We start from the raw sequence: 23,357 nt of genomic DNA, 5'->3' as shown, positions 1-23,357 counted from the left end.
TGTTTTCTCCCGGCTCGGGGACGGCATTGACGTTGGCGAAGGCGTAGCCTTCCCTTCCGAGCCGGAATGCCAGGGATTCGGAAATTGCCGTCATGCGGGATCGGGAGAATACGTCGCCCTCCTCAACAGGAATCAGCGATCGCAGCTCCTCTTCACCCACGATCAGCTCACCACGAAGGTTAATCTCGGAAATGGTGTACTGAGGCCCCTCATTCAGGGCAATCGCGATGAAGACTTTTTGTTTGTCAGGCGAAATGGATACCTGGCTGGACTCGACGTTGAAATCCAGATAACCACGGTCAAGATAGAACGACCGCAGCGATTCAAGGTCGCCACTCAGGCGCTCTCTCGCGTACTTGTCCGAGTTTGTAATTGAGTTCCACCAGCTCGTGGTCTGCAGCTCGAACAGCTCTTGCAGTTCTTCGTCACTGAAGTCCTTGTTGCCGATCAGGTTGATATGGTGGATCGCAGCGACCGACCCCTCATTGATATCCAGGCGAATCGCAACGCGGTTTCTGGGCAGCTCCTCGGCCGTTGCCTTTACCCGGGCGTTGTAGCGCCCCTGGGCAATGTAAGAGCGCAGAATTTCCAGTTCCAGACGTTCAAGAGTCGCACGCCGGAATACCTGGCCTTCCTGAAGCCCGGCGCCAGCGAGGGCATCCATCAACATCTCGGTTTCAATGTTCTTGTTGCCCTCAATCTCGATATCGCTGATGGAGGGTCGTTCACGAACCGTCAGGATAAGCACACCGGCATCCCGGCTGGCCTCAATGTCGGTGAAAAGACCGGTCCGGAACAGCGACTTGATCGCATCAGCCAGCTCGGTCTCGTCCACCTGCTCGCCAATATTGACAGGGAACGCGGAAAAAACAGTACCCGCAGATACCCTCTGCAGGCCTTCCACCTCAATATCCGCAACAGTGAACTGATCAGCAAATGCTGGCTTCAGGCCGGACACGGCTACAGCGAGGCCAACGGCTACACCTAGAAGAGAACGTCTCATTCAAATATTTCGCCTGGTTAATGCGCGTAAGGAGCTCGCAATTCTCACAACCGCATCAGGTCGTTGTAAAGAGCAAACACCATTAATGTGAGGATCATTGCCATACCAATTCGTAATCCAAACGCCTGAGCCTGCTCGGAAAGCGGCTTCCCACGGAGAGCTTCGATGGTGTAGTAAACGATATGACCACCATCTAGCACCGGCACAGGCAGAAGGTTCAGAATGCCCAGGCTCACGCTCAGATAGGCAAGAAAACGCACGAAGTCTTCGAACCCGGAACTGACACTGGCTTCAGCAACCCGGGCAATGGTAATTGGTCCACTGAGGTTGGTGGGTGACAACAGGCCGGTGACCATCTTCTTGATGGCCACCAGTGTCAAGCGGGTATCCGCCCAGGTTTCGCTGAGGGCGACCGGAACGGCGGCGAATGGGCCGTAGCTGACATCACGCAGCACCTCTTCTGGCCATGAGATAGCTTCCACACCGGCACCGACAAAACCGATTGACTCACCACTTTCCTGAGTCTTCGCTTCCGGTGTCACGCTGACGGATTGTTCCGCACCATTACGCTCGATGGTTACCTGAAGTGTCTGCTCCGGGGCATTGCGAATAAACTCGACCAGCTCAAACCAGCTACTGATCGGCTCGCCGCCCACGGCCACAATGCGATCCCCGGGCTGCAGGCCGGCAGCCTGAGCGCGGCCACCATCGGAAATCTGCCCCAATACCGGCGGAACAGCCGGGCGCCATGGCGTAATGCCGAACTCGGCTAACGGATTGGGAGTATCGTCACTCAGGCCCCAACCGGAAAGCTCACCGCTGACTGTACCGCGGGCGCCATCTTCCGATACCTCCATGGAAATCAGACCGTGCTCGCCGGTCCGCTCCAGAATGCGCATATTCACATCGCGCCACGAACTGACGCGATGGCCATCCACAGCGTGAATCTCCATACCCTCCTGAAGACCTACCCGCTCGGCCACACTCTCGTCAGCGATCTGCCCGACAATGGGTGCAACATGGGTAACGCCAACCACACTCAGCAGCCAGTAAGCAAAAATGGCGAACAAGAAGTTGGCCACGGGACCGGCCGCCGCAATGGCAATACGCTGGCTCGGAGGCTTGGAGGTAAAGGCCTGATCTCTCAGCTCCTCAGGAACTGGCCCTTCCCGCTCATCCAGCATTTTTACATAGCCGCCCAGAGGAATGGCGGCGACGGCAAACTCGGTCCCATGCTTGTCGTACCAGGAAAACATCGGTTTCCCGAAACCCACGGAAAAGCGAAGTACTTTTACGCCACAACGCCGGGCAACCCAGAAATGACCGTATTCGTGAAGGGTCACCAGGATGCCCAGGGTAAGCGCAAGTGCGAGGACGGTTTCAATAATCTGCATAGCGTTCCTGATTGAATGGCTTCAGCCGGGCAGCATTCTGCTGCGACTATCAGACAGTTAACAGACCTATCTGTTCCCGTGCACAAGCCCGTGCTTCTTTATCCTTGGCGAAGATAACGTCAAAGTTGTCGGCGGGCTCAACGGCGGTCACAGCGAGCGTTCGCTCTATGATAACGGGGATATCCGAAAAACACAGGCTACCCTCAAGAAAAGCGGCAACAGCCACTTCATTGGCGGCATTAAGAACCGCCGGGGCAGTGCCGCCCGCCTCAAACGCTTCGGCAGCCAGGCGCAGGCAGGGGAAACGCACCAGATCTGGCCGCTCAAAGTGAAAGCGGCCGATCGCGAACAGGTCCAGAGGCGGGGCACCAGCGTCAATACGCTCCGGCCAGGCCAGGCCGTTGGCAATCGGTGTTCTCATATCGGGACTGCCAAGCTGGGCCAGAACGGAGCCATCGGCATATTCAACCATCGAGTGGATAATACTCTCAGGGTGGACATGCACCTCAACTTTCTGGGGCGTGGTGTTGAACAGCCAGCAGGCTTCAATGAGCTCGAGGCCCTTGTTCATCAGGGTGGCCGAGTCCACGGAAATCTTCTGCCCCATGGACCAATTCGGATGGGCACAGGCCTGGGCGGGCGTTACCGATCGAAGATCCTCGGCAGAATGTTCCCTGAACGGGCCCCCGGAGGCTGTCAGAAGTATACGAGTGATGCCGGCACCGGCAGGGTCCCGGACCTTGTCGGCCGGCATGCACTGGAAAATCGCGTTGTGCTCAGAGTCGATCGGCAGCAATTCTGCCCCCGCTTCGGCCACGGCATCCATAAACAGTTTGCCGGACATCACAAGCGCTTCTTTGTTGGCAAGCAACACCCGCTTTCCCGCCCGCACCGCCGACAGTGTTGGCGAAAGACCCGCTGCCCCGACGATAGCCGCCATCACAGTATCAACACCGGGGGTGGAGGCCACCTCGCACAACCCTTCCAGCCCGCCAAGCACGCGAGTTTCAGGCAGGTCTGCCAGCAATTTTGAGAGGACATCGGCCGCTTCAGGGTCAGCCATGACCGCCACTTTCGGACGGAATTCACGGCAGAGGACCGCGAGCTCTTCCGCACGGGTACTGGCCGTGAGCGCATAGACCGAGAAGCGGTCAGGGTGGCGCCGAACAACGTCCAGGGTACTGAGACCGATGGAGCCGGTCGCCCCGAGAACACTGATAGAGCGGGTTACCATAGTCACCAGTGCCCGGTTGTCAGCCAACCAAGTTGGGTAATAATCAATGCAAATACCGGAATGGCCGCCGTCAGGCTGTCGATCCGGTCCATGATGCCACCGTGACCGGGTAACAGCTGACTACTGTCCTTGATGCCACGGTGCCTTTTGAGCATGCTTTCCAGCAGATCGCCCAACACTGAAACAAGACCCGTGGCGAGGCTGGCAACAATTAGCAGCGAGGTCTGAACCGTCCCCGCCGAAGCCAGCCAGCTGACAACCAGGGCAAAAACCCCGACGGCCATCAGGCCGCCCCAAACGCCCGCCCATGATTTGCCAGGACTGACACGGGGCGCCAACTTTGCTTTACCAAACGCCCGACCGGCGAAGTAAGCACCGATATCGGCAACCCACACCACACAGAATACGTAGAGGATGAGCAGCAGGTTGTTGGTACTGTCACCAAACTGGAAACCGCCGGTTCGCAGGTGATTAAGGCCCACCCACGCCGGCACCAGAACGAACAGCCCCATGACGGCTCTTGCGGGGAGACTGCCCCATTTTTCGGAGCCGCCGGGATAACTGCGAACCAGAAGAAAGCACACGCCCCACCAGAGCAACGATAACCAGAGGACTGCCACAAACGGAACGTTCAGCAGACCGTAGAGAAGGATAGCGGTGGCCAGTGCGTAGCCAACCCGACCGGCAGGACTCTCAATACCGGACATATTCGCCCACTCCCAGGCGCCCAGGGTAATGATGGCGCCGGTAAAGAGCGCAAAACCCAGGGGCGGGAGGAAAAAGATCCCGCCAATGGCGATAGGAGCGAGGATCAGTGCGGTGATAATTCGGGTTTTTAACACGGTTGACGTCGCTATCGTTCGTTATTGTTGTACAGCCTTGGCCGCTATCTGATCATCCGTCTGGCCAAAGCGACGCTGTCGGCCGGCATAGGCCTGCAGGGCCTTGAGCATCTCTTCCTGCTGGAAGTCAGGCCAATACACCGGTGAAAAGTAAAGCTCTGTGTAAGCCAGGTGCCAAAGCATGAAATTGCTGATTCTTTGCTCGCCTGCGGTACGAATCATCAGGTCCGGCATTGGCAGGTCACCGATGCTGAGGTGCTGCTGAATCAGGTCATCGGTGATGTCAGAGGGTGCCAACTGCCCGGAACGGACCTGCTCGGCCACCTTGCGTGTGGCCTGCGTGATATCCCAGTGACCACCATAGTTGGCGGCAATTACCAGGGTCATCCGGGAGTTATTGCGGGTCAGCTCTTCAGCCGCCGCCATGTGTTCACGCAGTGAAGCGCTGAACGCTGACCGATCACCGATAATGCGCAGGCGGATATCGTTCCGGTGAAGTTTGCGAACCTCGCGCTCAAGGGCGAACAGGAACAGCTTCATGAGCGCGGACACTTCGTCCTTGGGCCGGCGCCAGTTCTCGCTGGAAAAGGCAAACAGCGTGAGCACTTCCACGCCTTCACGGGCACAGGTTTCCACCACTGCCCTGACCGCATCGACACCGGCCTTGTGCCCAGCCACTCCCTTGAGCCGACGGGCCTTGGCCCATCGATTGTTCCCGTCCATGATGATGGCCACATGCCGGGGCCGACTGTCTGCCGACACCGGAATCTCTGCGGATACAGTTCCCGTCATGAAATCCCCTGTGCGGCCGGAGCGCCTCGGTGCTTCGGCCTTTCAATTCGCTTGCAAGTAGGTCCGGACGGTTAAACCGCCATCAGGTCTTCTTCTTTGGCCTTGAGCATCTTCTCGACTTCTGCAATGTAGCGGTCGGTCAGCTTCTGGATATCGTCCTCGCCCTTGCGCTCGTCGTCTTCGGTGATTTCCTTTTCCTTGAGCAGATCCTTGATCATGCTGTTCGCGTCGCGACGCGCATTACGGATGGAAACACGACCGTGCTCGGCGTCTGCTTTTGCCTGCTTAACCATTTCCTTACGGGTTTCTTCTGTCAGCATGGGCATCGGGATACGGATGATATCGCCGCTGGTCGCCGGGTTCAGGCCAAGGTCTGATGCCATGATAGCTTTCTCGATGGTCGGCATCAGGTTTTTCTCCCAGGGAGAGACCGTCAGCGTGCGGTTATCCTCGACGTTGACGCTAGCCACCTGCTTCAGCGGCGTCTCCTGGCCGTAGTAGTTCACCATGACACTATCCAGGATAGAGGGGTGGGCACGGCCGGTGCGGATCTTGTTGAACGCGGAGTTAAGGGACTCCAGGCTCTTTTTCATTTTCTTTTCGGCTTCTGCTTTGATGTCGTTGATCACTTCAGCATCCTCAATTCGTTCGTCATGTCATTCTGTAATCTGGCGCCACGATCCTGTGGGGCCGGGACAGCGATTCATTCGATCAGTGTACCTTCTTTCTCGCCAGTTACGATGCGAGTAAGGGCGCCGGCACGGTTCATATCGAACACCCGCAGCGGCATGCCGTGGTCACGGGCGAGACAGATGGCTGTCAAATCCATCACACCCAGTTTCTTGTCCAGAACCTCATCATAGGTGAGGTAGTCGTATTTCTCTGCACTGCTGTCGAGGTGCGGATCCGCTGAGTATACGCCATCCACTTTCGTCGCCTTCAGCACCGCGTCGGCCTCGATCTCAATGCCACGCAGACATGCAGCGGAATCGGTCGTGAAGAAAGGGTTACCGGTACCGGCGCAGAAGATCACGACATCGCCATCCTTCAGATCCCGTACCGCGCGACGGCGGTCGTAATGCTCCACGATGCCGCTCATGGGGATCGCGGACATCACACGGGTCCGGATGTTCGAACGTTCCAGGGCATCACGCATGGCCAGACCGTTCATCACGGTGGCCAGCATGCCCATATGATCACCGGTAACCCGATCCATGCCGGCCGCATTCAGGGCTGCGCCACGGAACAGATTGCCGCCGCCAATCACCAGGCCAACCTGCACGCCGATGCCAATCAGCGCACCGATTTCCAGTGCCATGCGGTCAAGAACTTTGGGATCAATACCGAAATCGTGCTCTCCCATCAGGGCCTCGCCACTGAGTTTGAGCAGAACACGCTTGTATCTGGGCTGGGTTTTCGATGATGTCGGCATGATGATCCCCTTGTCGTCTGTTGGCTGCTATCCGGCGTGGTACCCTTTGCAGGCTTGTATCTGACATACTCCTCATAAAAAGGGGTATCTCAGATACAAGCCCGCCACGAGAGCCGGGAATTCCCGGCTAACGTGGCAGACTCAGGTGATACAGTGGCTCAAAGCCCGCTGCATCGAACGAAGGATCAGGCCTTGCCTGTGCCGGCTGCAGCAGCAACCTCGGCAGCAAAGTCCACTTCTTCCTTCTCAATGCCTTCACCCACTTCCAGGCGAACGAAGCCAACCAGCTCGCCGCCGTTGGACTTGATCAGCTCGCCCACGGTCTGGTCCGGGTTCTTGACGAAAGGCTGCTCAACAAGGCTGTTCTCCTTGAGGAACTTCTTGATGCGGCCACCCATCATCTTTTCGACGATCTCGGCAGGCTTGCCTTCCATATCCGGCTGGGCCTTGATCACATCCTTCTCTCTTTCGAGTTCTTCAGCCGGCATATCTTCCGGCTTGCCGACACGCGGGTTAACGGCAGCTGCGTGCATGGCGATGTCACGGGCAACTTCAGGATCACCGGCAGTCAGGGCGACAACCGAAGCGATCTTGTTGTTGCTGTGAACGTATCCACCAACAACCGGGCCTTCAACCTTGACGACACGACGAACAGTAATGTTCTCGCCGATTTTCTGAACCAGCGCTTCACGCTTGGATTCCAGATCGCCTTCCATCAGCTTGGCTACGTCGGTTTCGCCATTTTCAAACGCAACGTTCAGCACGTCGTTGGCAAAGTTCAGGAAGTTGTCATCGCGAGCAACAAAGTCGGTCTCGGAGTTCACTTCCAGAATAAAGGCAACGGTGTTGTCGTCAGAGATCTTGATCAGTGAAGCGCCTTCAGCGGCGGTACGGCCGGCTTTCTTGGCAGCTTTCAGACCGGATGACTTGCGCAGCTCTTCGATCGCAGCGTCAACGCTGCCTTCGGCTTCAACAAGTGCCTTCTTGCATTCCATCATGCCAAGGCCGGTACGCTCACGCAGCTCTTTGACCATTGCAGCGGTAATTGCAGCCATGTTCAATCCTCTCAACTGTTCCGAATTCGGTGGGGCGGTGTGCCTCGGAAAACACCAGGCACACCTTACATCTAAACCGTGAAGGTAAAACGTTACTCAGCGGCTGGAGCAGCGCCTTCAGCGTCTTCGCTGACTTCAACAAACTCGTCAGCACCGGCACCAGCAGACTGGGCTGCTTCCATGCAGGTATCAGCAACGGCTTTCACGTAAATCTGGATCGCACGGATAGCGTCATCGTTGCCCGGGATCACGTAATCGACACCGTCGGGATCACTGTTGGTATCAACAACACCGATGACAGGAATACCAAGCTTGTTGGCTTCCTTGATGGCGATACGCTCGTGGTCAACGTCAATCACGAACATCGCGTCCGGCAGGCCGCCCATGTCCTTGATACCACCAATGGAGCGCTCAAGGCGGTCCATTTCACGGGTACGATCCAGTGCTTCTTTCTTGGTCAGCTTGTCAAAAGTACCGTCCTGACTCTGGGTTTCCAGGTCACGGTAGCGACGGATAGACTGACGGATGGTCTTGTAGTTGGTCAGCATGCCACCGAGCCAGCGGTGGTTAACGAACGGCTGACCGGCACGCTCGGCTTCTTCCTTGATGATCTTGGCCGCGGCACGCTTGGTACCAACGAACAGGATCTTGTTCTTGTTCTCTGCCAGCTGCTGAACAAATTTCAGCGCGTCGTTCATGGCAGGAACAGTCTGCTCAAGGTTGATGATATGAATCTTGTTACGGGCGCCGAAGATGAACTTCGACATTTTCGGGTTCCAGTAGCGGGTCTGGTGACCGAAGTGAGCACCTGCCTTCAGCAGGTCACGCATATTTACCTGAGCCATGATAGTTACCTTTTTAGCTTCGGGTTAGTCCTCCACGTATCCGATTACCCCAACCTGACTCCTTTAAAAGCAGGACCAGGCACCCTGGGATAACGTGCCGACACGTGTGTGAATTTGCTGGATTCGTTTCCAGCGGGCGCGTTTATACCATATTCGGCCCGACAAACGCCATTATTTTTGACGGCGAGCTTCCTTGTACCCGGGCAGCAGGCCCCTTAAAATGCCGGTTTGGCACAAACAACGGGAAACCCAATGCAGGTATCGATCAAGACACCGGAAGAAATTGAAAAGATGCGCGTCGCTGGCCGCCTGGCGGCCGAAGTGCTCGAGATGATTGGCGATCACGTCAAGCCCGGCGTTTCCACCGAAGAGCTCGACCGGATTTGCCACGACTATATTGTAAACGAGCAAAAGTGCATTCCGGCACCACTCAACTACAAGGGGTTTCCGAAGTCCATCTGCACGTCGGTCAACCACGTTATCTGCCACGGCATTCCGTCTGAGAAGAAAATCCTCAAAGATGGAGACATCCTTAATATCGATGTCACCGTAATAAAGGATGGCTACCACGGCGACACCAGCAAGATGTGGATTGTCGGCAAGCCGAAACCTGGCACCGAGCGGCTGATCCAGATTACACAGGAGTGCCTCTATAAAGGTATTGAACTGGTCAAGCCGGGAACCCGTCTGGGCGATATCGGGCATGTGATTCAGCAGCACGCCGAGAAACACCGCTATTCCGTGGTTCGAGATTACTGTGGCCATGGCATCGGCGCAGTATTCCACGAGGAGCCTCAGGTAATGCATTACGGCAAACCCGGCACCGGTCTGGAGCTGCAGGAAGGTATGACGTTTACCATTGAGCCAATGATCAACCAGGGCAAGTACCAGACCAAGCTTCTGCCGGATGGCTGGACCGTCGTTACCAAGGATCACAAACTCTCTGCACAATGGGAGCACACCATCCTTGTGACGGCGGACGGTCATGAGGTCTTGACCAAGCGAAAGGAAGAGTCCTTCTAAGTGGACCAAAGCGAGCTGGAATCCCGCATCAGTAATGACCCATCTCCGGTTACGGCGGCCCGGGAGCTGTTAAAGGGCAGGTATGACGCCGATGCCGAGGCCTTTCGACAAGGCGCCGATGTGCGCGCCCTTGTCCGCTCCCGGGCTGACACGGTCGATACAGTTCTCAGATTGATCTGGAACCGCTACCCCTTTTCCGATTCACCGGACATTGCCCTGATCGCCGTCGGCGGCTATGGACGGGGTGAGCTGCACCCGCATTCGGACATCGACCTGCTCATTCTCACCCGTGCCGGCATCGAAGACAGTTGGCACGAAGACCTGGGCGCGTTCGTTACCCTGCTGTGGGATCTCAGGCTGGATATCGGCCACAGTGTTCGCAGCATCGAGGAAAGCAAGACAGCCGCCCGCGAAGATATCACCATACTGACCAACCTGCTGGAAACGCGCACGATTGCCGGCCCGGATGAACTCCGGTCAGATCTGAGCGAGCAAGTCTATTCCGATGATGTCAGCACCGACCGCGACTACTTTATTGCGAAGCGTGAGGAGCAGCAGCAACGGCATCAGAAATACGGCGATACCGAATACAACCTCGAACCAAACGTGAAGGGTTCCCCGGGCGCCTTGCGGGACATACAGACGATCGGCTGGATTACCAAGCGACATTTCGGACTGCAGAACATCGCTGACCTGACCCGCTTCAGCATTCTTACCGAGGAAGAGCATCAGATTCTGTTCCAGGGTGAAACCTTCCTCTGGCAACTGCGATACGGCCTGCAGCTGCTCGCTGACCGGAATGAAAACCGGCTGCTGTTCGATCATCAGCGAGCCCTGGCCCAGATGCTCGGCTATAGAGATGAAGGTAAGCGGCTCGGCGTCGAATTGATGATGCAGGCCTACTATCGCACCGTCCTGGCCCTCGCCGAACTGGCGGATGTGATTCTGCAGTATTACGACGAAGCGATTCTGGGTAGCCCATCGGAAGACGCCATCCAGCCCATCAACAAACGTTTCCAGATTCGTAACTACTATATTGAAGCGGTCAACAACCAGGTCTTCGCCTACGCGCCCTATGCCATCATGGAAATCTTCGTTCTGATGGCTCAGCACCCTGAGATAAAGGGCATCCGGGCCACGACGATCCGCTCGCTTCGGGCCCACCGGCATTTGATCGATGATGCGTTCCGATCTGATCTGGCAGTGACTACCCTGTTCATGGAGCTGCTCAGAACGCCCCATGCCCTGGATCAGACGCTGTCTGCCATGAAGAAGTACAACGTGCTCGGGCGCTATCTCCCGGAGTTTGGCCAGATCATTGGCCAGATGCAGCACGACCTTTTCCACATTTACACCGTGGATGCCCACACCATGCGGGTCATCCGCAACATGGTAAGGCTTGGCAGCGCGGAAGCCCGAACCGAGTATCCGCTGGCATCCCGCCTGATTCACCGGCTGCCGAAACTGGAAACCCTCTATATTGCCGGCATTTACCATGATGTGGCCAAAGGCCGGGGTGGCGATCACTCGGAACTGGGTGCCATCGATGCCGAAGCCTTCTGCCAGCGGCATCACCTGAGCGAACGGGACACCCAGCTGATTTCCTGGCTGGTGGAAAACCACCTGCTGATGTCCATGACAGCCCAGCGCAAAGACATCTCCGACCCGGACATTATCCACGGATTTGCCAGGGCAGTGCCGAGCCAGGCGCACCTGGATTACCTGTACGTTCTAACCGTATGCGACATCAGCGCTACCAATCCCAAGCTATGGAACACGTGGCGGGCCTCGCTGTTGCGCCAACTCTATATCGAGGCCAAACGGGCTTTGCGTCGGGGCACTGAAACGCCCATCGACCGACAGGAATGGGTTCGCGCTACCCAGTCGGAAGCCCGGGAAATCCTGCATGCCCAGAACATGACTGATGAACAGATCGACGCCATCTGGGACACCGTGGACGAAGACTATTTCCTCCAGGACTCGACCGTGGACATCGCCTGGCAGACTGCTGCCATCATCAGACACGGCGACAATACGGACCCGCTGGTGCTGATTCGAGACACGCGGGGCGGCCCGACGGACGGCTACTCCCAGATCATTATCTACATGAAGGACCGGGTTGCCCTGTTCGCTGCGACAACGGCGGTCCTCGAACAGCTGAACCTGAACATCGTGGACGCGCGCATCAGCTCAAGCGAGGGGCCCTACTCGATCAGTTCCTATGTGGTACTTGATGAGAAGGGACAGCCTCTGGGCATCGACCCTGCGAGAAAAGAACGGGTGCGTTTGCGCCTGATCGAAGAACTGGACGACCCGGATGACTATCCGGACATCATCCACCGGCGCACGCCACGCCAGCTCAAGCATTTCGCTTTCCCGACGGAAGTGACGTTCTCGAATGACACCATCAACCAGCGCACCGTAATGGAAGTGATCACGCCCGACCGCCCGGGGCTTCTGGCCCGCATCGGCCAGGTGCTGCTGGAGCACCGGGTACGCCTGAGCAACGCCAAGATTGCCACCCTGGGCGAGCGCGTGGAGGACGTTTTCTTCGTGACGGACGAACACGGCGAGCCCATCCGGGAGCCGGCGGTATGCCAGGCCCTGCAGCAAGATCTCTGTAAAATGCTGGACGACATTCAATGAATCCGAACCTCGACAGACTTCACCCCTACCCTTTTGAAAAGCTTGCCAAACTAAAGGCAGGCATCAGCGTGCCCGATCATCTCCGGCCGATTTCCCTGGGGATTGGAGAGCCGAAGCACCCGTCGCCCGATTTCGTCAAACAGGTCATTGCGAACAATCTGGACAAGCTTGCCAATTACCCCACCACCCGGGGTACGGATGAACTCCGCGAGGCCATCAGTGGCTGGGCAACCCGCCGATTCAATCTGAAGGCCGGCAGCCTCAGCGCGGCGAACAACATCGTGCCGGTAAACGGCACACGTGAAGCCATCTTTTCCCTGGTTCAGGCTGTCGTGGATGCCACCAAGCCTGCCACCGTAGTCAGCCCCAATCCGTTTTATCAGGTTTACGAGGGAGCCGCCCTCCTTGCAGGCGCGACGCCCGTATACCTCCCCTGCGATGGCTCAAATGGCTTCATTCCCGATTTTGATTCAGTGCCCGAATCCATCTGGCAAGAATGCCAGATACTGTTTCTGTGCTCCCCGGGCAATCCCAGTGGTGCTGTTATCTCCCGGGAGGCGCTGACCAGGGTGATAGCCCTGGCCGACAAACACGACTTTATCGTTGCTTCCGACGAATGCTACTCCGAACTCTATCCGGAGGAAGGCAACGCGCCGGAAGGCCTCCTGCAAACCTGCGCCGCCATTGGCCGGGATGACTACGCCCGCTGCGTGGTGTTCCACAGCCTGTCCAAACGCAGCAACCTGCCCGGCCTGCGATCGGGTTTCGTAGCCGGGGATGCCAGCATTCTTGACGGCTACCTGAAGTACCGCACCTATCACGGCTGCGCCATGCCCATCCACAATCAGCTGGCGAGCATCGCCGCCTGGAGCGACGAAGACCACGTTCGGGAGAATCGTGCAGCGTACCGCGCCAAATTTGAGGCAGTGGTCCCCATCCTCCGGGAAGTTATGGATGTTGATTTTCCGGATGCCGGGTTTTACCTGTGGCCGATAACTCCGATGGACGATGAAACGTTTGCCCGGGAGCTCTCGGCACAACAGAACGTGCACGTGTTGCCTGGGCGATATCTTTCCCGAACCGTGGATGGCCATAATCCCGGAGAAAACCGTGTCCGGATGGCCCTGGTCGCCCCGCTGGAAGAGTGCGTAGAGGCAGCGGAACGCATTGTTGAATTTGTTAAGGCGAACAAGCCATGAAACTGTACGGCATCAAAAACTGCGACACCGTAAAGAAGGCCCGGAAGTGGCTGGACGAACAAGGTATCGACTACGAATTCCACGACTTCAAGAAGGATGGCCTGCAGAGTGATTTGCTGTTCCGCTGGGAACACGCGGTCGGATGGGAAACCCTGCTGAACCGCCGTGGCACCACCTGGCGCAAACTTCCGGAGGACGTTCGTGATACCATTGACGCCCAAAGCGCTCACGAGATCATGCTGGAGAACCCATCCATTATTAAGCGTCCCGTTGTCGAAAACGGCGGTGATGTGCGCGTAGGTTTCAGTGCAGACGAATGGTCCGCATGGCTGGCCTGAATCTCGGGCAAACCAGATCCAAACTTTAATTTCAGGGGTCTTCAGGCATTGCCCTGGCCCCACATTCATAACAGGAGCAACCATCAGATGAGCTTTGCATTCGGTATCGGTATCGGCACCCAGAACAACCAGGGCGAGTGGCTGGAAGTGTTTTACCAGCAGCCGGTCATGACACCCGATAACACCCTGATGGACGTCATCTCCAACGCCCTTGATTACAAGGGTGGTAACCAGGCGATCAGCGCGACCGCCGAGCAGCTCAGCCAGCTCGCCAACGCCTTGCGTCAGATCGGCCAGACAGGCCAGGCATCACTGGCGGACAAAGCGGCCGCCAGCAAGCGCCCGGTGGTTGTCACAGTACTCGAAACAGATGACACCGCGTCCAGCACCCCGGAGGTTTACCTCAAGCTTCACCTGATTTCTCATCGCATGGCCAAACCTCACGGATTGAAGCTGGACGGCATTTTTGGCCTGCTGCCGAATCTGGCATGGACCAGCGAAGGCGCGATCGATCTGAACGAACTGTCCGACCGCCAGCTTCAGGCTCGCCTGGAAGGCCGCACACTGGAAGTCAAATCCGTGGATAAATTCCCGCAGATGACCGATTACGTGGTACCGAAAGGTGTCCGCATTGCCGATACCGCCCGGGTTCGCCTTGGCGCCTATGTGGGTGAAGGCACCACGGTCATGCACGAAGGGTTTATCAACTTCAACGCCGGCACCGAAGGCACCAGCATGATCGAGGGCCGTATTTCCGCCGGCGTCATGGTTGGCAAGGGGTCTGATCTGGGCGGTGGATGCTCCACCATGGGCACCCTTTCCGGTGGAGGCAACATCATCATTGCCGTTGGCGAGAACTGCCTGATCGGCGCCAACGCCGGTATCGGCATCCCGCTGGGCGACCGTTGCAAGGTCGAGGCCGGGCTGTACATCACAGCCGGCACCAAGGTTGCGCTGCTCGACGACAACAACGAGCTGGTTGAGGTGATCAAGGCCCGCGATCTGGCCAACCAGACAGACCTGCTTTTCCGCCGTAACAGCCAGACTGGCGCGGTGGAGTGCAAAACCAACAAGTCTGCCATCGAGCTGAATGAAGAGCTGCATGCAAACAACTGATTCCCCGACCCTCGAACTTGCCGTTGATCTGATCCGCCGGCAGTCTGTCACGCCAGACGATGCCGGCTGTCAGGAACTGATGATGTCGCGCCTTGCGCCTCTGGGCTTCACCGGCGAGAACCTGCGCTTTGGCGATACCGATAACCTCTGGGCCCGAAAGGGCTCCGAGGGGCCGGTGCTGGCCTTTGCCGGCCATACCGATGTGGTACCAACCGGGCCGGAAAAGAACTGGTCGCACCCACCCTTTGATCCCGTGATCAGGGATGGCTACCTCCTCGGCCGTGGCGCCGCGGACATGAAGGGCAGCCTGGCAGCCTTCGTAACCGCATGCGAGCGCTTCGTTGCAAGCTACCCGGACCATCGGGGTTCCATAGCCCTGCTGATTACCAGTGACGAAGAGGGGCCAGCCCAACACGGTACGGTCAAAGTGGTGGAAACTCTCGAAGCCAGGAACGAAAAGATCGACTGGTGTCTGATTGGCGAGCCGTCCAGCACCCGAGAAGTGGGTGATGTGATCAAGAATGGTCGACGGGGCTCTCTGCATGGTTACCTGACCGTGCATGGGGTTCAGGGCCACGTAGCCTATCCGCACCTGGCCGAGAACCCGGTTCACCTGGTTGCGCCTGCCCTGGATGCGCTGGCAAAGGAATTCTGGGATAACGGCAACGACTTTTTCCCGCCAACCACCTTCCAGATTACTAAGCTGGAGGCCGGTACGGGCAGCAACATTATTCCCGGTGAATGCCTGGTGCACTTCAACTTCCGCTACTGCACGGAAAACACTGCAGAAAGTCTGGAGGAACGGGTGGTAGCCATCCTGGACCGCCACAACCTGAAATACGATCTGCAGTGGCACCTCAGTGGCCGTCCGTTCCTGACGGACAAGGGCGCACTCGTGTCTGCCAGCCAGAGCGCCATTCGCACGGTGACAGGCCGGGAAACCGAACTTTCAACCTCCGGCGGCACATCGGATGGCCGCTTCATTGCGCCTACCGGCGCGCAGGTGGTCGAACTTGGCCCCATCAATGCGACTATTCACAAAGTGGATGAGTGCGTAAAGGCCGACGATTTGAATACCCTGTCTGAAATCTACGAACAGATTCTGATCGAACTGCTGGCATAAAAGCGGGAACCGGAATCCAACGAAAAGGGATCAGATGAAACCTTCATCTGATCCCTTTTTTAATGCGCCATTATCAATAATGAGGGGGAGGTGTTTCGTCCTGCTCTGACTTGATATTGGACGGTGAAACATCTTTCAACTGTTTGTGCAGCAGCCGTTTGGCCTCCCACAATTCCCGGATGTCCATTTCCTGCCTGGCCACCTGCTCACTCAGGGTATTGATAACGTCGTCCTGAAAGGCCAGCCGTGTCTCCAGCTCATCCAGTCGGGTTTCCAGATCGTTCTGGCTCATTGGGTATTGGCACTCCCTGGGTGGATCTATCAAGAATGTGATCGATGACACTGCTTACCCCGTTGCTTGGTCAGCGCTCGGGATAATCTGGTATCATGCCGCTTTTGCCCGTCAGCGCTCCCGTTTTCCGGGGAACTGGCGGTTTTCACCGGCCGGATGTGCGATTTTACCCGATATCCGGTTTTTATCGTTAGCGTTACAAGAATGGAGAAATTTCAGTCAATGCGTAATCCATCCAAAGCGATCCTTTTTGCTCTCCTGATCGCCATCCCCGCACCGCTGGTGCTTGCCCTGTTGCTGTCTTTTACACCAGAGCCTCTTCGCCTGATCGCTGCAGGTCAGCTTATTGAGGCCCTCGGTAGCACTCGTGGCATCGCAGCCTACATTATTACGCTGATCGTTTTCGGCATTGCGGGCTTCCTGGCCATTGCGCTTTCAGTCAAGAAACCGGCCGAAAAGCAAAGCCCATCCCGGCCGAGCAACCGTGCCCCCAGCCAGAACCACAATGATGACGATGATGATGGCTATGACGAAAGCAGCCCTGAGGGTGATGAAGAAGGCACCGTAAAGTGGTTCAACGTCAAGAAAGGCTTCGGCTTTATCGTGCGTGACAGCGGTGACGAGGTATTTGTTCACTTCCGGGCGATTCGTGGCCGTGGGCGCCGGGTCCTGCGACAGGGTCAACTGGTCCGCTTCAATGTTGTGGAGGCAGACAAAGGCCTTCAGGCCGACAACGTATCCATCCTGAGCGATTGAATCGCCCACTGAAAACAAAGAGGCAGCCCAAGGGCTGCCTCTTTCAGTTCCAGACGACCTGTTGCTCGCCCCGGTGGTCCAGACGCCACCATTTCTCATCCTCTACCGGCTCGCCCTCTTTCCAGTCTCCCGGACTGCAGCGAATCTCGGTATCCATGGCACGCCAGGCACTGCGCGCGCAGTCAAGGTCACTGTTCCAGGGCACCCTTGGCCCCTCGATGACCACTGAGGTGAAACGTTTGCCAAATGCCCCCGGATAAAGCGATATCCGCAGTCTCTCGCCCTCGAAGCGGGCAAAGCCCTTGATCACGCCTGTTACCTCAACGTCATCCAGTTCCAGTTCTTCAAGGTGGTTCTCAAGCCACCCGGAAACCGCCCCCGGCTCCAGATCACGAATGTAAATTTCCAGATCCTGCACCCGCTGAATCTCCATCCTGATTATTGCAATGCCGCACATAGTGAACCGGCCCGGGCCGCGCTGCAACCCAGCGTTCCAGTTCCTGACGCAAATCTTCAGTGCATAGCTGCCGGAGCTTGCCGGCTGCCTTGCGTTCATGCCAGGCAACCTCTGCGGCCACGCGATAGAGCTGAATTTCACCCAGCGAAGCCTCGATGTCGTCGAGCGGCTCTTTCCGCGCCAGGGCAACCAGGGACTGACGCCTCAGAGTATCAGCCTGTCCAGCCAGGGCCACCGCCTCGGCCGGGCCTCTGCGGGCAACGAGGTTCAGCCGGGCGGCCGCCCGTTCCAGCCACTGCAGCATTCCGCCCGGCGTGCTCACGCACCGGCTCCGGCGAGAAGCAGCAAACCGGATCGCCGACCGAGGCACCTGCACATTCCACTGCTTCTCGATGGCGGCCTGGTGGGCTGTCAGAATGGCCTGACGCTGAACCACGCTTGAAACCGGCATATCAAAGGTGTCGAGGGTGCGGCCCAGACGATGCTGCAGCGCCAGGGCGGCACTGCTTTCGCGAGGCTCTTCAGGCCCCAGCAGAAGTATTGGACCTGCCCATTGAAGTACCAGCGCTGACGCCAGCCCATCAGGAAGATCCATCAGCGCAATCAGGTCCGCTGGCGAGATATTGTCCAGTACCAGTACCGGCCAGCGTGGCCCTTCCTCTCCCGGACCGCCCTCCGATGAAAGCGCCGGAAGAACCGGAAGATCACTGGCCATGATCTCCGCTTCACGCCTGAGATCCAACTCAACGTAATCCTGCTCCAGTACCGGAAGCAGCGATTGCAGCCAGGCGGTCTTGCCCGCTCCACGCTCGCCACGGACCCAGATCATGGCTGACGGCGACGCCGCCAGACCGATCGCGACATCCTCAGCCAGCTCAACCCATGCGGAATCCGTCACTACCACGGGCGCTCTCTGGAAGTTATCAATCGGCGCCGGCTCCCGCTCCCCGGACGAATCGGGCCAGCGTGGGACCAACTCAAAAACCGCCACATAGGCTTTTTCCTGCAGCCGCTCCGCGTGGCGAACCAGCGCCCCCAACAGTTGAGACCATCCGAGCCATGGCGAATCGTTGGTTTCCCGGGCCGCCGCGAACCAGTACATCAATTGGGAAGATAATTGCCCTTCGCCGCCCACTTCCGTCACGATCGGTTGTTCGCACTGAATGGTGCGGGTGAGTTCGTCCATATCCACGCCGCAGCCGCGCAGAAAGCGGGCTATAGCGGGTGCGGAGTCCAGCAGGGCAAGCAGGTAATCTTCAACGGTAATCACCGAGCCACCACGGCGTTCAACACTTTCCCGGGCTCGTAATAAAGCGGTCTGGCACTGGGGATCCAGGCATCCTTGCCAATCGTCCATCAAACTTCTCCATGTTCTGAATGCATCGTCCTGATGCGAAAGCTATGTTTCAGGTTGTTATTGTATCACGCTCAAGCCCCTTGCGGCGCCCCGCCTGCGGGCTTACCATGTGCCAGTGTTTTCCATGCTGGCCCAGGGTTCCTTCGGTGGCAGCGCCTCGCCTTTCTGCAGAAGCTCAATCGAGATGTTATCCGGCGTGCGGATAAAGGCCATATGGCCGTCACGGGGCGGACGGTTAATCGTTACCCCATTGGCTTTGAGGTGCTCACAAAGGGCATAAATGTCACCCACCCGGTAGGCCAGATGGCCAAAATTACGCCCGCCGGTATACTCTTCCGGATCCCAGTTGTAAGTGAGCTCGATCATCGGCGCCCGGTCTTCACGGGCACGGGCTTCGTCTTCCGGTGCAGCCAGAAACACCAGGGTGAATCGGCCTTTGTCGCTGCTCTTGCGATTGATCTCAACCATTCCCAGCAGATCGCAAAAGAAATGGAGTGTCTCGTCCAGGTTGCTCACCCGGATCATGGTGTGAAGATATTGCATGAAGCCTCCTTCAGAACTGTATTGATCATCGTGCCTTGCGGACAGTTTACGGTATTCTGGCCATATGGATGCAAAAACAACCCCCTACTCAACTCGACAACTGACCACGCCGGCGATCAGGCACCTTGCCTGGCTATGCCGGGCGCCCCAGCTGCTGCAGTCACCACTGACGTTTGAGCCGGCCAGTTATCTCCCTGACGGTATTACAGAACAACTTCAGGCCTGGGATGAAAAGCCGGAAATAGCGCCTGCGCTGCTCAGAGAGACACCCCAGAAGCGGCTCGGCTTCTATTTCGAGCAGCTTTACCGCGTATTACTGGAAGACCTTCTGGGCTGGGATGTTCTGCTTCAAAATCGACAAATCCAGTCCCACGGCCGAACCATGGGCGAGCTGGATTTCGTGGTGCATAATCGGTCAGAAGATCGAATCGAGCACCACGAAATTGCCATCAAATACTATCTGGGAGTTCCGGAGCAAAGCGGGAGAACTCTGTGGTATGGCCCGAATGCCAAAGACCGGCTCGATCTGAAAACAGACCGGATGCTGCGCATGCAAAGCCAGAGAACCGCGTTGCCCGAGGCCCGGGCGTTGCTGGCAGACGCTGGAATCGCAGAGCCTGTCATTCCCCGGATTTTCATGCCGGGGTACCTGTTTTACCCGGCAGGAACACAGGTGATCGCTCCTGAGTCCGTGCCAGCCAGTCACCTGCGCGGCCAGTGGCGCTATCTCTCACAGATTGAGACATCGGACCTCCCCGGCTGGGTGGTATTGAACAAACCCCACTGGATCGGCCCGTGGCGTCAAAGCGAGCCACCGGCCCCCAATGCAGTAACTGCTGCATTGAACACCATCGAGCGCTACAACATCCCGCTCCTGTTCGCGAAACTCGAGGAGGACTCCATCAGCGGCCTCTGGCAGGAAACCAACCGCTTTTTCGTGGTGCCGGACAGCTGGCCATAGCCGTCTTTCAGTTATCAATAAGGTCGGTTGCCCACTGAGGCAAGACCTCCTGACAGGTACGCCACTGCCCCGCCTCCCAGACCGCAATGCGCACGTAGGGTTGATCGAGACTGGAGTTATCAACGAGGTGCAGTTCGTCCGCCAGCCCGATACATTCGCGAAGATTGGCAAGGGTCCTTGGAATTCTGGACTCAACCTTGGCCTCGGGCACATGATGGCCGCCGGATCTTACCCGGGAAGCCACCCGAGCCTTGTTCAACGCAGCGAATTCGAGGTGGAAATAAAACAGCCGAATGCGAAATCCGGCAGCCTTGGCAGCCCCGACAAAATCCACCTTCGAGGAATGAGAAAAGACAGTTTCGAAACAGAAACTCTGGCGCTCCTTAAGCAGTCGGAACCGTTCCTGTTCAGCAATCAGCGCCGCCTCATAACTGTGTTTCTCGGGCGCGTCAGGCCACACACTGCGGGCGATGTTATCGGCATTCACCAGAGGAATCTTCCGGCGGGCCAGGAACCGCTCATAGAATGTGGTCTTGCCGGCACCGTTGCCGCCAACCAGCAGCCAGAGTTCAGGCTGCGTTGTCACGGTCACTCAGTGCTTCAAAACGCCCGTTGCGAAACTGGCCGAGTTCTCGGCTACCGTCCGGATAGATCGCTTCCAGGTAGCCGGGTTTCTCGCCAGAGGCCTGGTACACCGTTCGCCCCCGGCCGATAGAGCGCCCCAGGTCACCGCTTTCCCTGGACTGATCCACCTCGGCCCAGAGCTCATCGCTGGACACAGAGTCAGCCACCACCGGCTCAACCCGAACCTGGCGTATACCCTGCACAATGGCAATCAGATCTTCGGCACTCACATCGCCGGCAACAGCACGCCCGATTTCGGCCCAATACTCAATTTGCTTGGGTGTCGAACGCCGATTAACCGCGCCCTCGGCGGCGGCGTGACGAACGAGTGAATCGTCGAGACGGACGGCGGTAGTCATGGTTACCTCCAGGGAAGATATCTAGTCACACTGAAAATTATGGCACTTGTTGCGTTTCGCTACAACTGGGTCAAAACGTTGCAAACAACCAGGCACCAGCTAAACAGTTGACCCGCCCATCATTCTGCTGCACCCTAATCTGGTTTCATTATGCAACCGGAGAGAACAAGTGAGCGAATACAAGAACCGAGCCGTCGTGCTCAAACAACGCCCACAGGGCGAAATCCAACAAGGCGATCTCGTTTTGGAAGAGCGTCCTGTCCGTTCCCCCAACGAGGGAGAAGTTGTTGCTCAAGTGCTCTGGCTTTCACTGGATCCCTACATGCGTCCACGCATGAACGATGCCAAGGGTTACATGGACCCCATTGGCATCGATGAGCCTATCGTCGGCGAGAGTGTTGCACGTGTTGTTGAGTCCCGCTCGGACGACCTGAAAGTCGGTGACCTGGTTACCTGCTACTCCGGCTGGCAGGAATACGTCACCTTCCCGGCGGACGCGCCGATGGTCTACAAAATTCAGCAACGAGACAATGTGCCCCTTCAAACCTACCTTGGCGTTGCAGGCATGCCAGGGCGCACCGGTTATTGCGGCCTTATGTACGTCGGCAAACCAAAAGCCGGCGAAACCGTGGTTGTCTCGGCAGCCTCCGGCCCTGTCGGCACTGTGGTTGGCCAAACCGCAAAAACAGAAGGTTGCCGGGTGGTTGGCGTTGCCGGTGGGCCTGAGAAGTGCGATTTCGTGGTCAATGAGCTGGGCTTCGACGCCTGCGTCGACTACAAGGCGGGGAACCTGGAAGCGGATCTCAAAGCGGCCTGCCCCGACGGCATCGACATCTACTTTGAAAACGTGGGTGGAGCCGTTACGCGCGCCGTTGCCCCATTGTTGAATGAGGGGGCCCGGGTGCCCATCTGCGGTTTTGTCTCTGCCTACAATGCAAAAGATATGGCCAGCGTGGAAACTCCCTTCCACGTGCTCGGGGCGCTTGATCCGGCGCCGGAGCATCGTTTTTTCCTCGTGACCGAATGGCAGGACCAGCATCAGGAAATCACGGACATCCTGGCCTCACGGGTTGCTTCCGGAGAACTGAAATACCGCGAAACCGTTGCCGAAGGGCTGGACAACGCCGTTGATGCCTTTAAGGGCATGCTCAAAGGCCAGAACTTCGGTAAACAGCTGGTTCACATTGCAGACTGACTGCAATACCTGAGACGCGTGTGGTCTGTGTGATTCAGTCCGAGATTTTCAGGAGCACCTTGCCGGTGTTCCTGTTCTCAGCCACATAGGCCATCGCCTCTTCCACCTCTTCTATCGGCCAGGTGCTATCGATCAGAGGTTCAATCTGGCCGGCTGCGAGCAGTGGCCAGACGTGCCGGTAGAGCGCCTGCATCACCTCGCCCTTATCCTCGACCGTGCGTGAACGGAGGGTGGAACCGATCAGGCGCTGGCGTTTGATCAGCATGATGCCCAGATCCACCTCGGCCATACGGCCACCCATGAGTCCGATGAGCACAATGCGGCCATCGACGTTCAGAACCCGCTGATCTTCGGCAATATAATTGCCACCGACCGGATCCAGAACCATATCCACGCCACCCCACGCTGTAACAGCATCAACGAAGGAGCCTTCGTTCCGGTTCCAGACGCCACTGGCGCCCAGATTGCGACAAACCTCCAGTTTGGCCTTATCACCGGCGGTCGCAAAGACCGGATTGCCAAAGGCCGTTGCGAGCTGAATTACCGCAGTGCCAAGGCCGCTGGCACCCGCATGCAGGAGCACACGCTCGCCCGGTTTCAAGGCTGCTTCGTGATACAGATTCAACCAGGCGGTCGCAAAAACCTCGGGAATGGCCGCAGCTGTCTCCAGCGACACCCCTTTGGGAACGGGCAAAACCTGCACCGCGGGTACCACCACACGAGTCGCATAACCGCCGCCGGTCAGCAGGGCGCAGACTTCATCACCGGGTT

Annotated in this window: 25 protein-coding genes; 9 read left to right on the top strand and 16 right to left on the bottom strand. The window is 57.5% G+C overall.

The window, feature by feature from the left end; genetic code table 11:
* The 9 genes from bamA to rpsB all read right to left on the bottom strand — a co-directional run.
* On the bottom strand, positions 1 to 1,003 hold a 1,003-nt coding region (gene bamA / locus B2W52_RS14020), incomplete at its 3' end, for an outer membrane protein assembly factor BamA (protein ID WP_286803626.1).
* Positions 1,004 to 1,047: 44 nt separating this feature from the next.
* Positions 1,048 to 2,397: an RIP metalloprotease RseP gene (gene rseP, locus B2W52_RS14015; RefSeq protein ID WP_008170369.1), complete on the bottom strand. Its 1,350-nt coding sequence runs from the start codon at positions 2,395 to 2,397 to the stop codon at positions 1,048 to 1,050.
* A gap of 49 nt (positions 2,398 to 2,446) precedes the next feature.
* Entirely contained in the window at positions 2,447 to 3,631 is a 1,185-nt protein-coding gene (gene ispC / locus B2W52_RS14010; RefSeq protein WP_008170370.1) for a 1-deoxy-D-xylulose-5-phosphate reductoisomerase, read from the bottom strand.
* A gap of 2 nt (positions 3,632 to 3,633) precedes the next feature.
* Complete coding sequence (locus tag B2W52_RS14005; RefSeq protein ID WP_008170372.1) at positions 3,634 to 4,473, bottom strand: phosphatidate cytidylyltransferase; 840 nt, start codon at positions 4,471 to 4,473, stop codon at positions 3,634 to 3,636.
* 21 nt (positions 4,474 to 4,494) lie between these two features.
* Positions 4,495 to 5,265 carry a polyprenyl diphosphate synthase gene (uppS, locus tag B2W52_RS14000; protein WP_053114835.1) on the bottom strand — a complete coding sequence of 257 codons (771 nt, stop codon included), beginning with the start codon at positions 5,263 to 5,265 and terminating at the stop codon, positions 4,495 to 4,497.
* A 71-nt stretch (positions 5,266 to 5,336) separates the two neighbouring features.
* Positions 5,337 to 5,894, bottom strand: coding sequence for a ribosome recycling factor (frr, locus tag B2W52_RS13995; RefSeq protein ID WP_008170376.1), 558 nt, complete (start codon positions 5,892 to 5,894; stop codon positions 5,337 to 5,339).
* Positions 5,895 to 5,968: 74 nt separating this feature from the next.
* Positions 5,969 to 6,697, bottom strand: coding sequence for a UMP kinase (gene pyrH, locus B2W52_RS13990; RefSeq protein ID WP_008170379.1), 729 nt, complete (start codon positions 6,695 to 6,697; stop codon positions 5,969 to 5,971).
* A gap of 185 nt (positions 6,698 to 6,882) precedes the next feature.
* Complete coding sequence (gene tsf / locus B2W52_RS13985; RefSeq protein ID WP_008170381.1) at positions 6,883 to 7,752, bottom strand: translation elongation factor Ts; 870 nt, start codon at positions 7,750 to 7,752, stop codon at positions 6,883 to 6,885.
* Between the two features lie 92 nt (positions 7,753 to 7,844).
* Positions 7,845 to 8,597, bottom strand: coding sequence for a 30S ribosomal protein S2 (rpsB, locus tag B2W52_RS13980; RefSeq protein ID WP_008170383.1), 753 nt, complete (start codon positions 8,595 to 8,597; stop codon positions 7,845 to 7,847).
* A 252-nt stretch (positions 8,598 to 8,849) separates the two neighbouring features.
* Here rpsB and map point away from each other — a divergent pair, with 252 nt between their 5' ends.
* The 6 genes from map to dapE all read left to right on the top strand — a co-directional run bounded on the left by map (position 8,850) and on the right by dapE (position 16,042).
* A complete protein-coding gene (gene map, locus B2W52_RS13975) occupies positions 8,850 to 9,620 on the top strand; it encodes a type I methionyl aminopeptidase (protein ID WP_008170385.1) in 771 nt (256 codons plus the stop codon).
* Complete coding sequence (locus B2W52_RS13970) at positions 9,621 to 12,266, top strand: [protein-PII] uridylyltransferase (RefSeq protein ID WP_008170387.1); 2,646 nt, start codon at positions 9,621 to 9,623, stop codon at positions 12,264 to 12,266.
* Complete coding sequence (dapC, locus tag B2W52_RS13965; protein ID WP_008170389.1) at positions 12,263 to 13,465, top strand: succinyldiaminopimelate transaminase; 1,203 nt, start codon at positions 12,263 to 12,265, stop codon at positions 13,463 to 13,465. The genes B2W52_RS13970 and dapC overlap by 4 nt, the downstream gene beginning before the upstream one ends.
* Positions 13,462 to 13,803 (top strand): ArsC family reductase, encoded by a 342-nt coding sequence (locus tag B2W52_RS13960; protein ID WP_008170391.1) that lies wholly within the window; start codon positions 13,462 to 13,464, stop codon positions 13,801 to 13,803. Before dapC ends, B2W52_RS13960 begins: the two co-directional genes overlap by 4 nt.
* Before the next feature lie 87 nt (positions 13,804 to 13,890).
* Complete coding sequence (gene dapD, locus B2W52_RS13955) at positions 13,891 to 14,919, top strand: 2,3,4,5-tetrahydropyridine-2,6-dicarboxylate N-succinyltransferase (protein WP_008170392.1); 1,029 nt, start codon at positions 13,891 to 13,893, stop codon at positions 14,917 to 14,919.
* A complete protein-coding gene (dapE, locus tag B2W52_RS13950; protein ID WP_273070265.1) occupies positions 14,906 to 16,042 on the top strand; it encodes a succinyl-diaminopimelate desuccinylase in 1,137 nt (378 codons plus the stop codon). The genes dapD and dapE overlap by 14 nt, the downstream gene beginning before the upstream one ends.
* A gap of 73 nt (positions 16,043 to 16,115) precedes the next feature.
* On the opposite strand, the gene B2W52_RS13945 is transcribed toward dapE, so the two are convergent.
* Positions 16,116 to 16,334, bottom strand: coding sequence for a SlyX family protein (locus tag B2W52_RS13945; protein ID WP_064227410.1), 219 nt, complete (start codon positions 16,332 to 16,334; stop codon positions 16,116 to 16,118).
* Positions 16,335 to 16,556: 222 nt separating this feature from the next.
* Between B2W52_RS13945 and B2W52_RS13940 the strand changes: the two genes are divergently transcribed.
* A complete protein-coding gene (locus tag B2W52_RS13940) occupies positions 16,557 to 17,090 on the top strand; it encodes a cold-shock protein (protein WP_104270317.1) in 534 nt (177 codons plus the stop codon).
* Positions 17,091 to 17,133: 43 nt separating this feature from the next.
* Here B2W52_RS13940 and B2W52_RS13935 read toward each other — a convergent pair whose 3' ends face one another.
* The 3 genes from B2W52_RS13935 to B2W52_RS13925 form a co-directional block, all read right to left on the bottom strand.
* Positions 17,134 to 17,508 carry a hypothetical protein gene (locus tag B2W52_RS13935; protein ID WP_008170400.1) on the bottom strand — a complete coding sequence of 125 codons (375 nt, stop codon included), beginning with the start codon at positions 17,506 to 17,508 and terminating at the stop codon, positions 17,134 to 17,136.
* A complete protein-coding gene (locus B2W52_RS13930; protein WP_273070268.1) occupies positions 17,480 to 18,904 on the bottom strand; it encodes a hypothetical protein in 1,425 nt (474 codons plus the stop codon). The genes B2W52_RS13935 and B2W52_RS13930 overlap by 29 nt, the downstream gene beginning before the upstream one ends.
* 102 nt (positions 18,905 to 19,006) lie before the next feature.
* Positions 19,007 to 19,447 carry a VOC family protein gene (locus B2W52_RS13925; RefSeq protein WP_008170405.1) on the bottom strand — a complete coding sequence of 147 codons (441 nt, stop codon included), beginning with the start codon at positions 19,445 to 19,447 and terminating at the stop codon, positions 19,007 to 19,009.
* Between the two features lie 64 nt (positions 19,448 to 19,511).
* On the opposite strand from B2W52_RS13925, the gene B2W52_RS13920 reads away from it, so the two are divergent.
* Complete coding sequence (locus tag B2W52_RS13920) at positions 19,512 to 20,408, top strand: DUF1853 family protein (protein ID WP_008170407.1); 897 nt, start codon at positions 19,512 to 19,514, stop codon at positions 20,406 to 20,408.
* Between the two features lie 7 nt (positions 20,409 to 20,415).
* Here the strand turns inward: B2W52_RS13920 and B2W52_RS13915 are convergent, their stop codons facing one another.
* Positions 20,416 to 20,994: an ATPase gene (locus B2W52_RS13915; RefSeq protein WP_008170409.1), complete on the bottom strand. Its 579-nt coding sequence runs from the start codon at positions 20,992 to 20,994 to the stop codon at positions 20,416 to 20,418.
* Positions 20,978 to 21,391, bottom strand: coding sequence for a TA system antitoxin ParD family protein (locus B2W52_RS13910; protein WP_219123287.1), 414 nt, complete (start codon positions 21,389 to 21,391; stop codon positions 20,978 to 20,980). The genes B2W52_RS13915 and B2W52_RS13910 overlap by 17 nt, the downstream gene beginning before the upstream one ends.
* Before the next feature lie 169 nt (positions 21,392 to 21,560).
* Here B2W52_RS13910 and B2W52_RS13905 point away from each other — a divergent pair, with 169 nt between their 5' ends.
* Entirely contained in the window at positions 21,561 to 22,586 is a 1,026-nt protein-coding gene (locus tag B2W52_RS13905; RefSeq protein WP_104270313.1) for an NADP-dependent oxidoreductase, read from the top strand.
* A gap of 34 nt (positions 22,587 to 22,620) precedes the next feature.
* On the opposite strand, the gene B2W52_RS13900 is transcribed toward B2W52_RS13905, so the two are convergent.
* The coding region (locus B2W52_RS13900) for an NAD(P)H-quinone oxidoreductase (protein ID WP_286803614.1) at positions 22,621 to 23,357 on the bottom strand (737 nt) is incomplete at its 5' end.

It is taken from the genome of Marinobacter sp. UBA2498 (assembly GCF_002341575.1).
GTDB lineage: Bacteria > Pseudomonadota > Gammaproteobacteria > Pseudomonadales > Oleiphilaceae > Marinobacter > Marinobacter manganoxydans.
The sequence above is the reverse complement of the archived record's forward strand: the minus strand, read 5'-3'. Positions and strand labels throughout refer to the sequence as shown.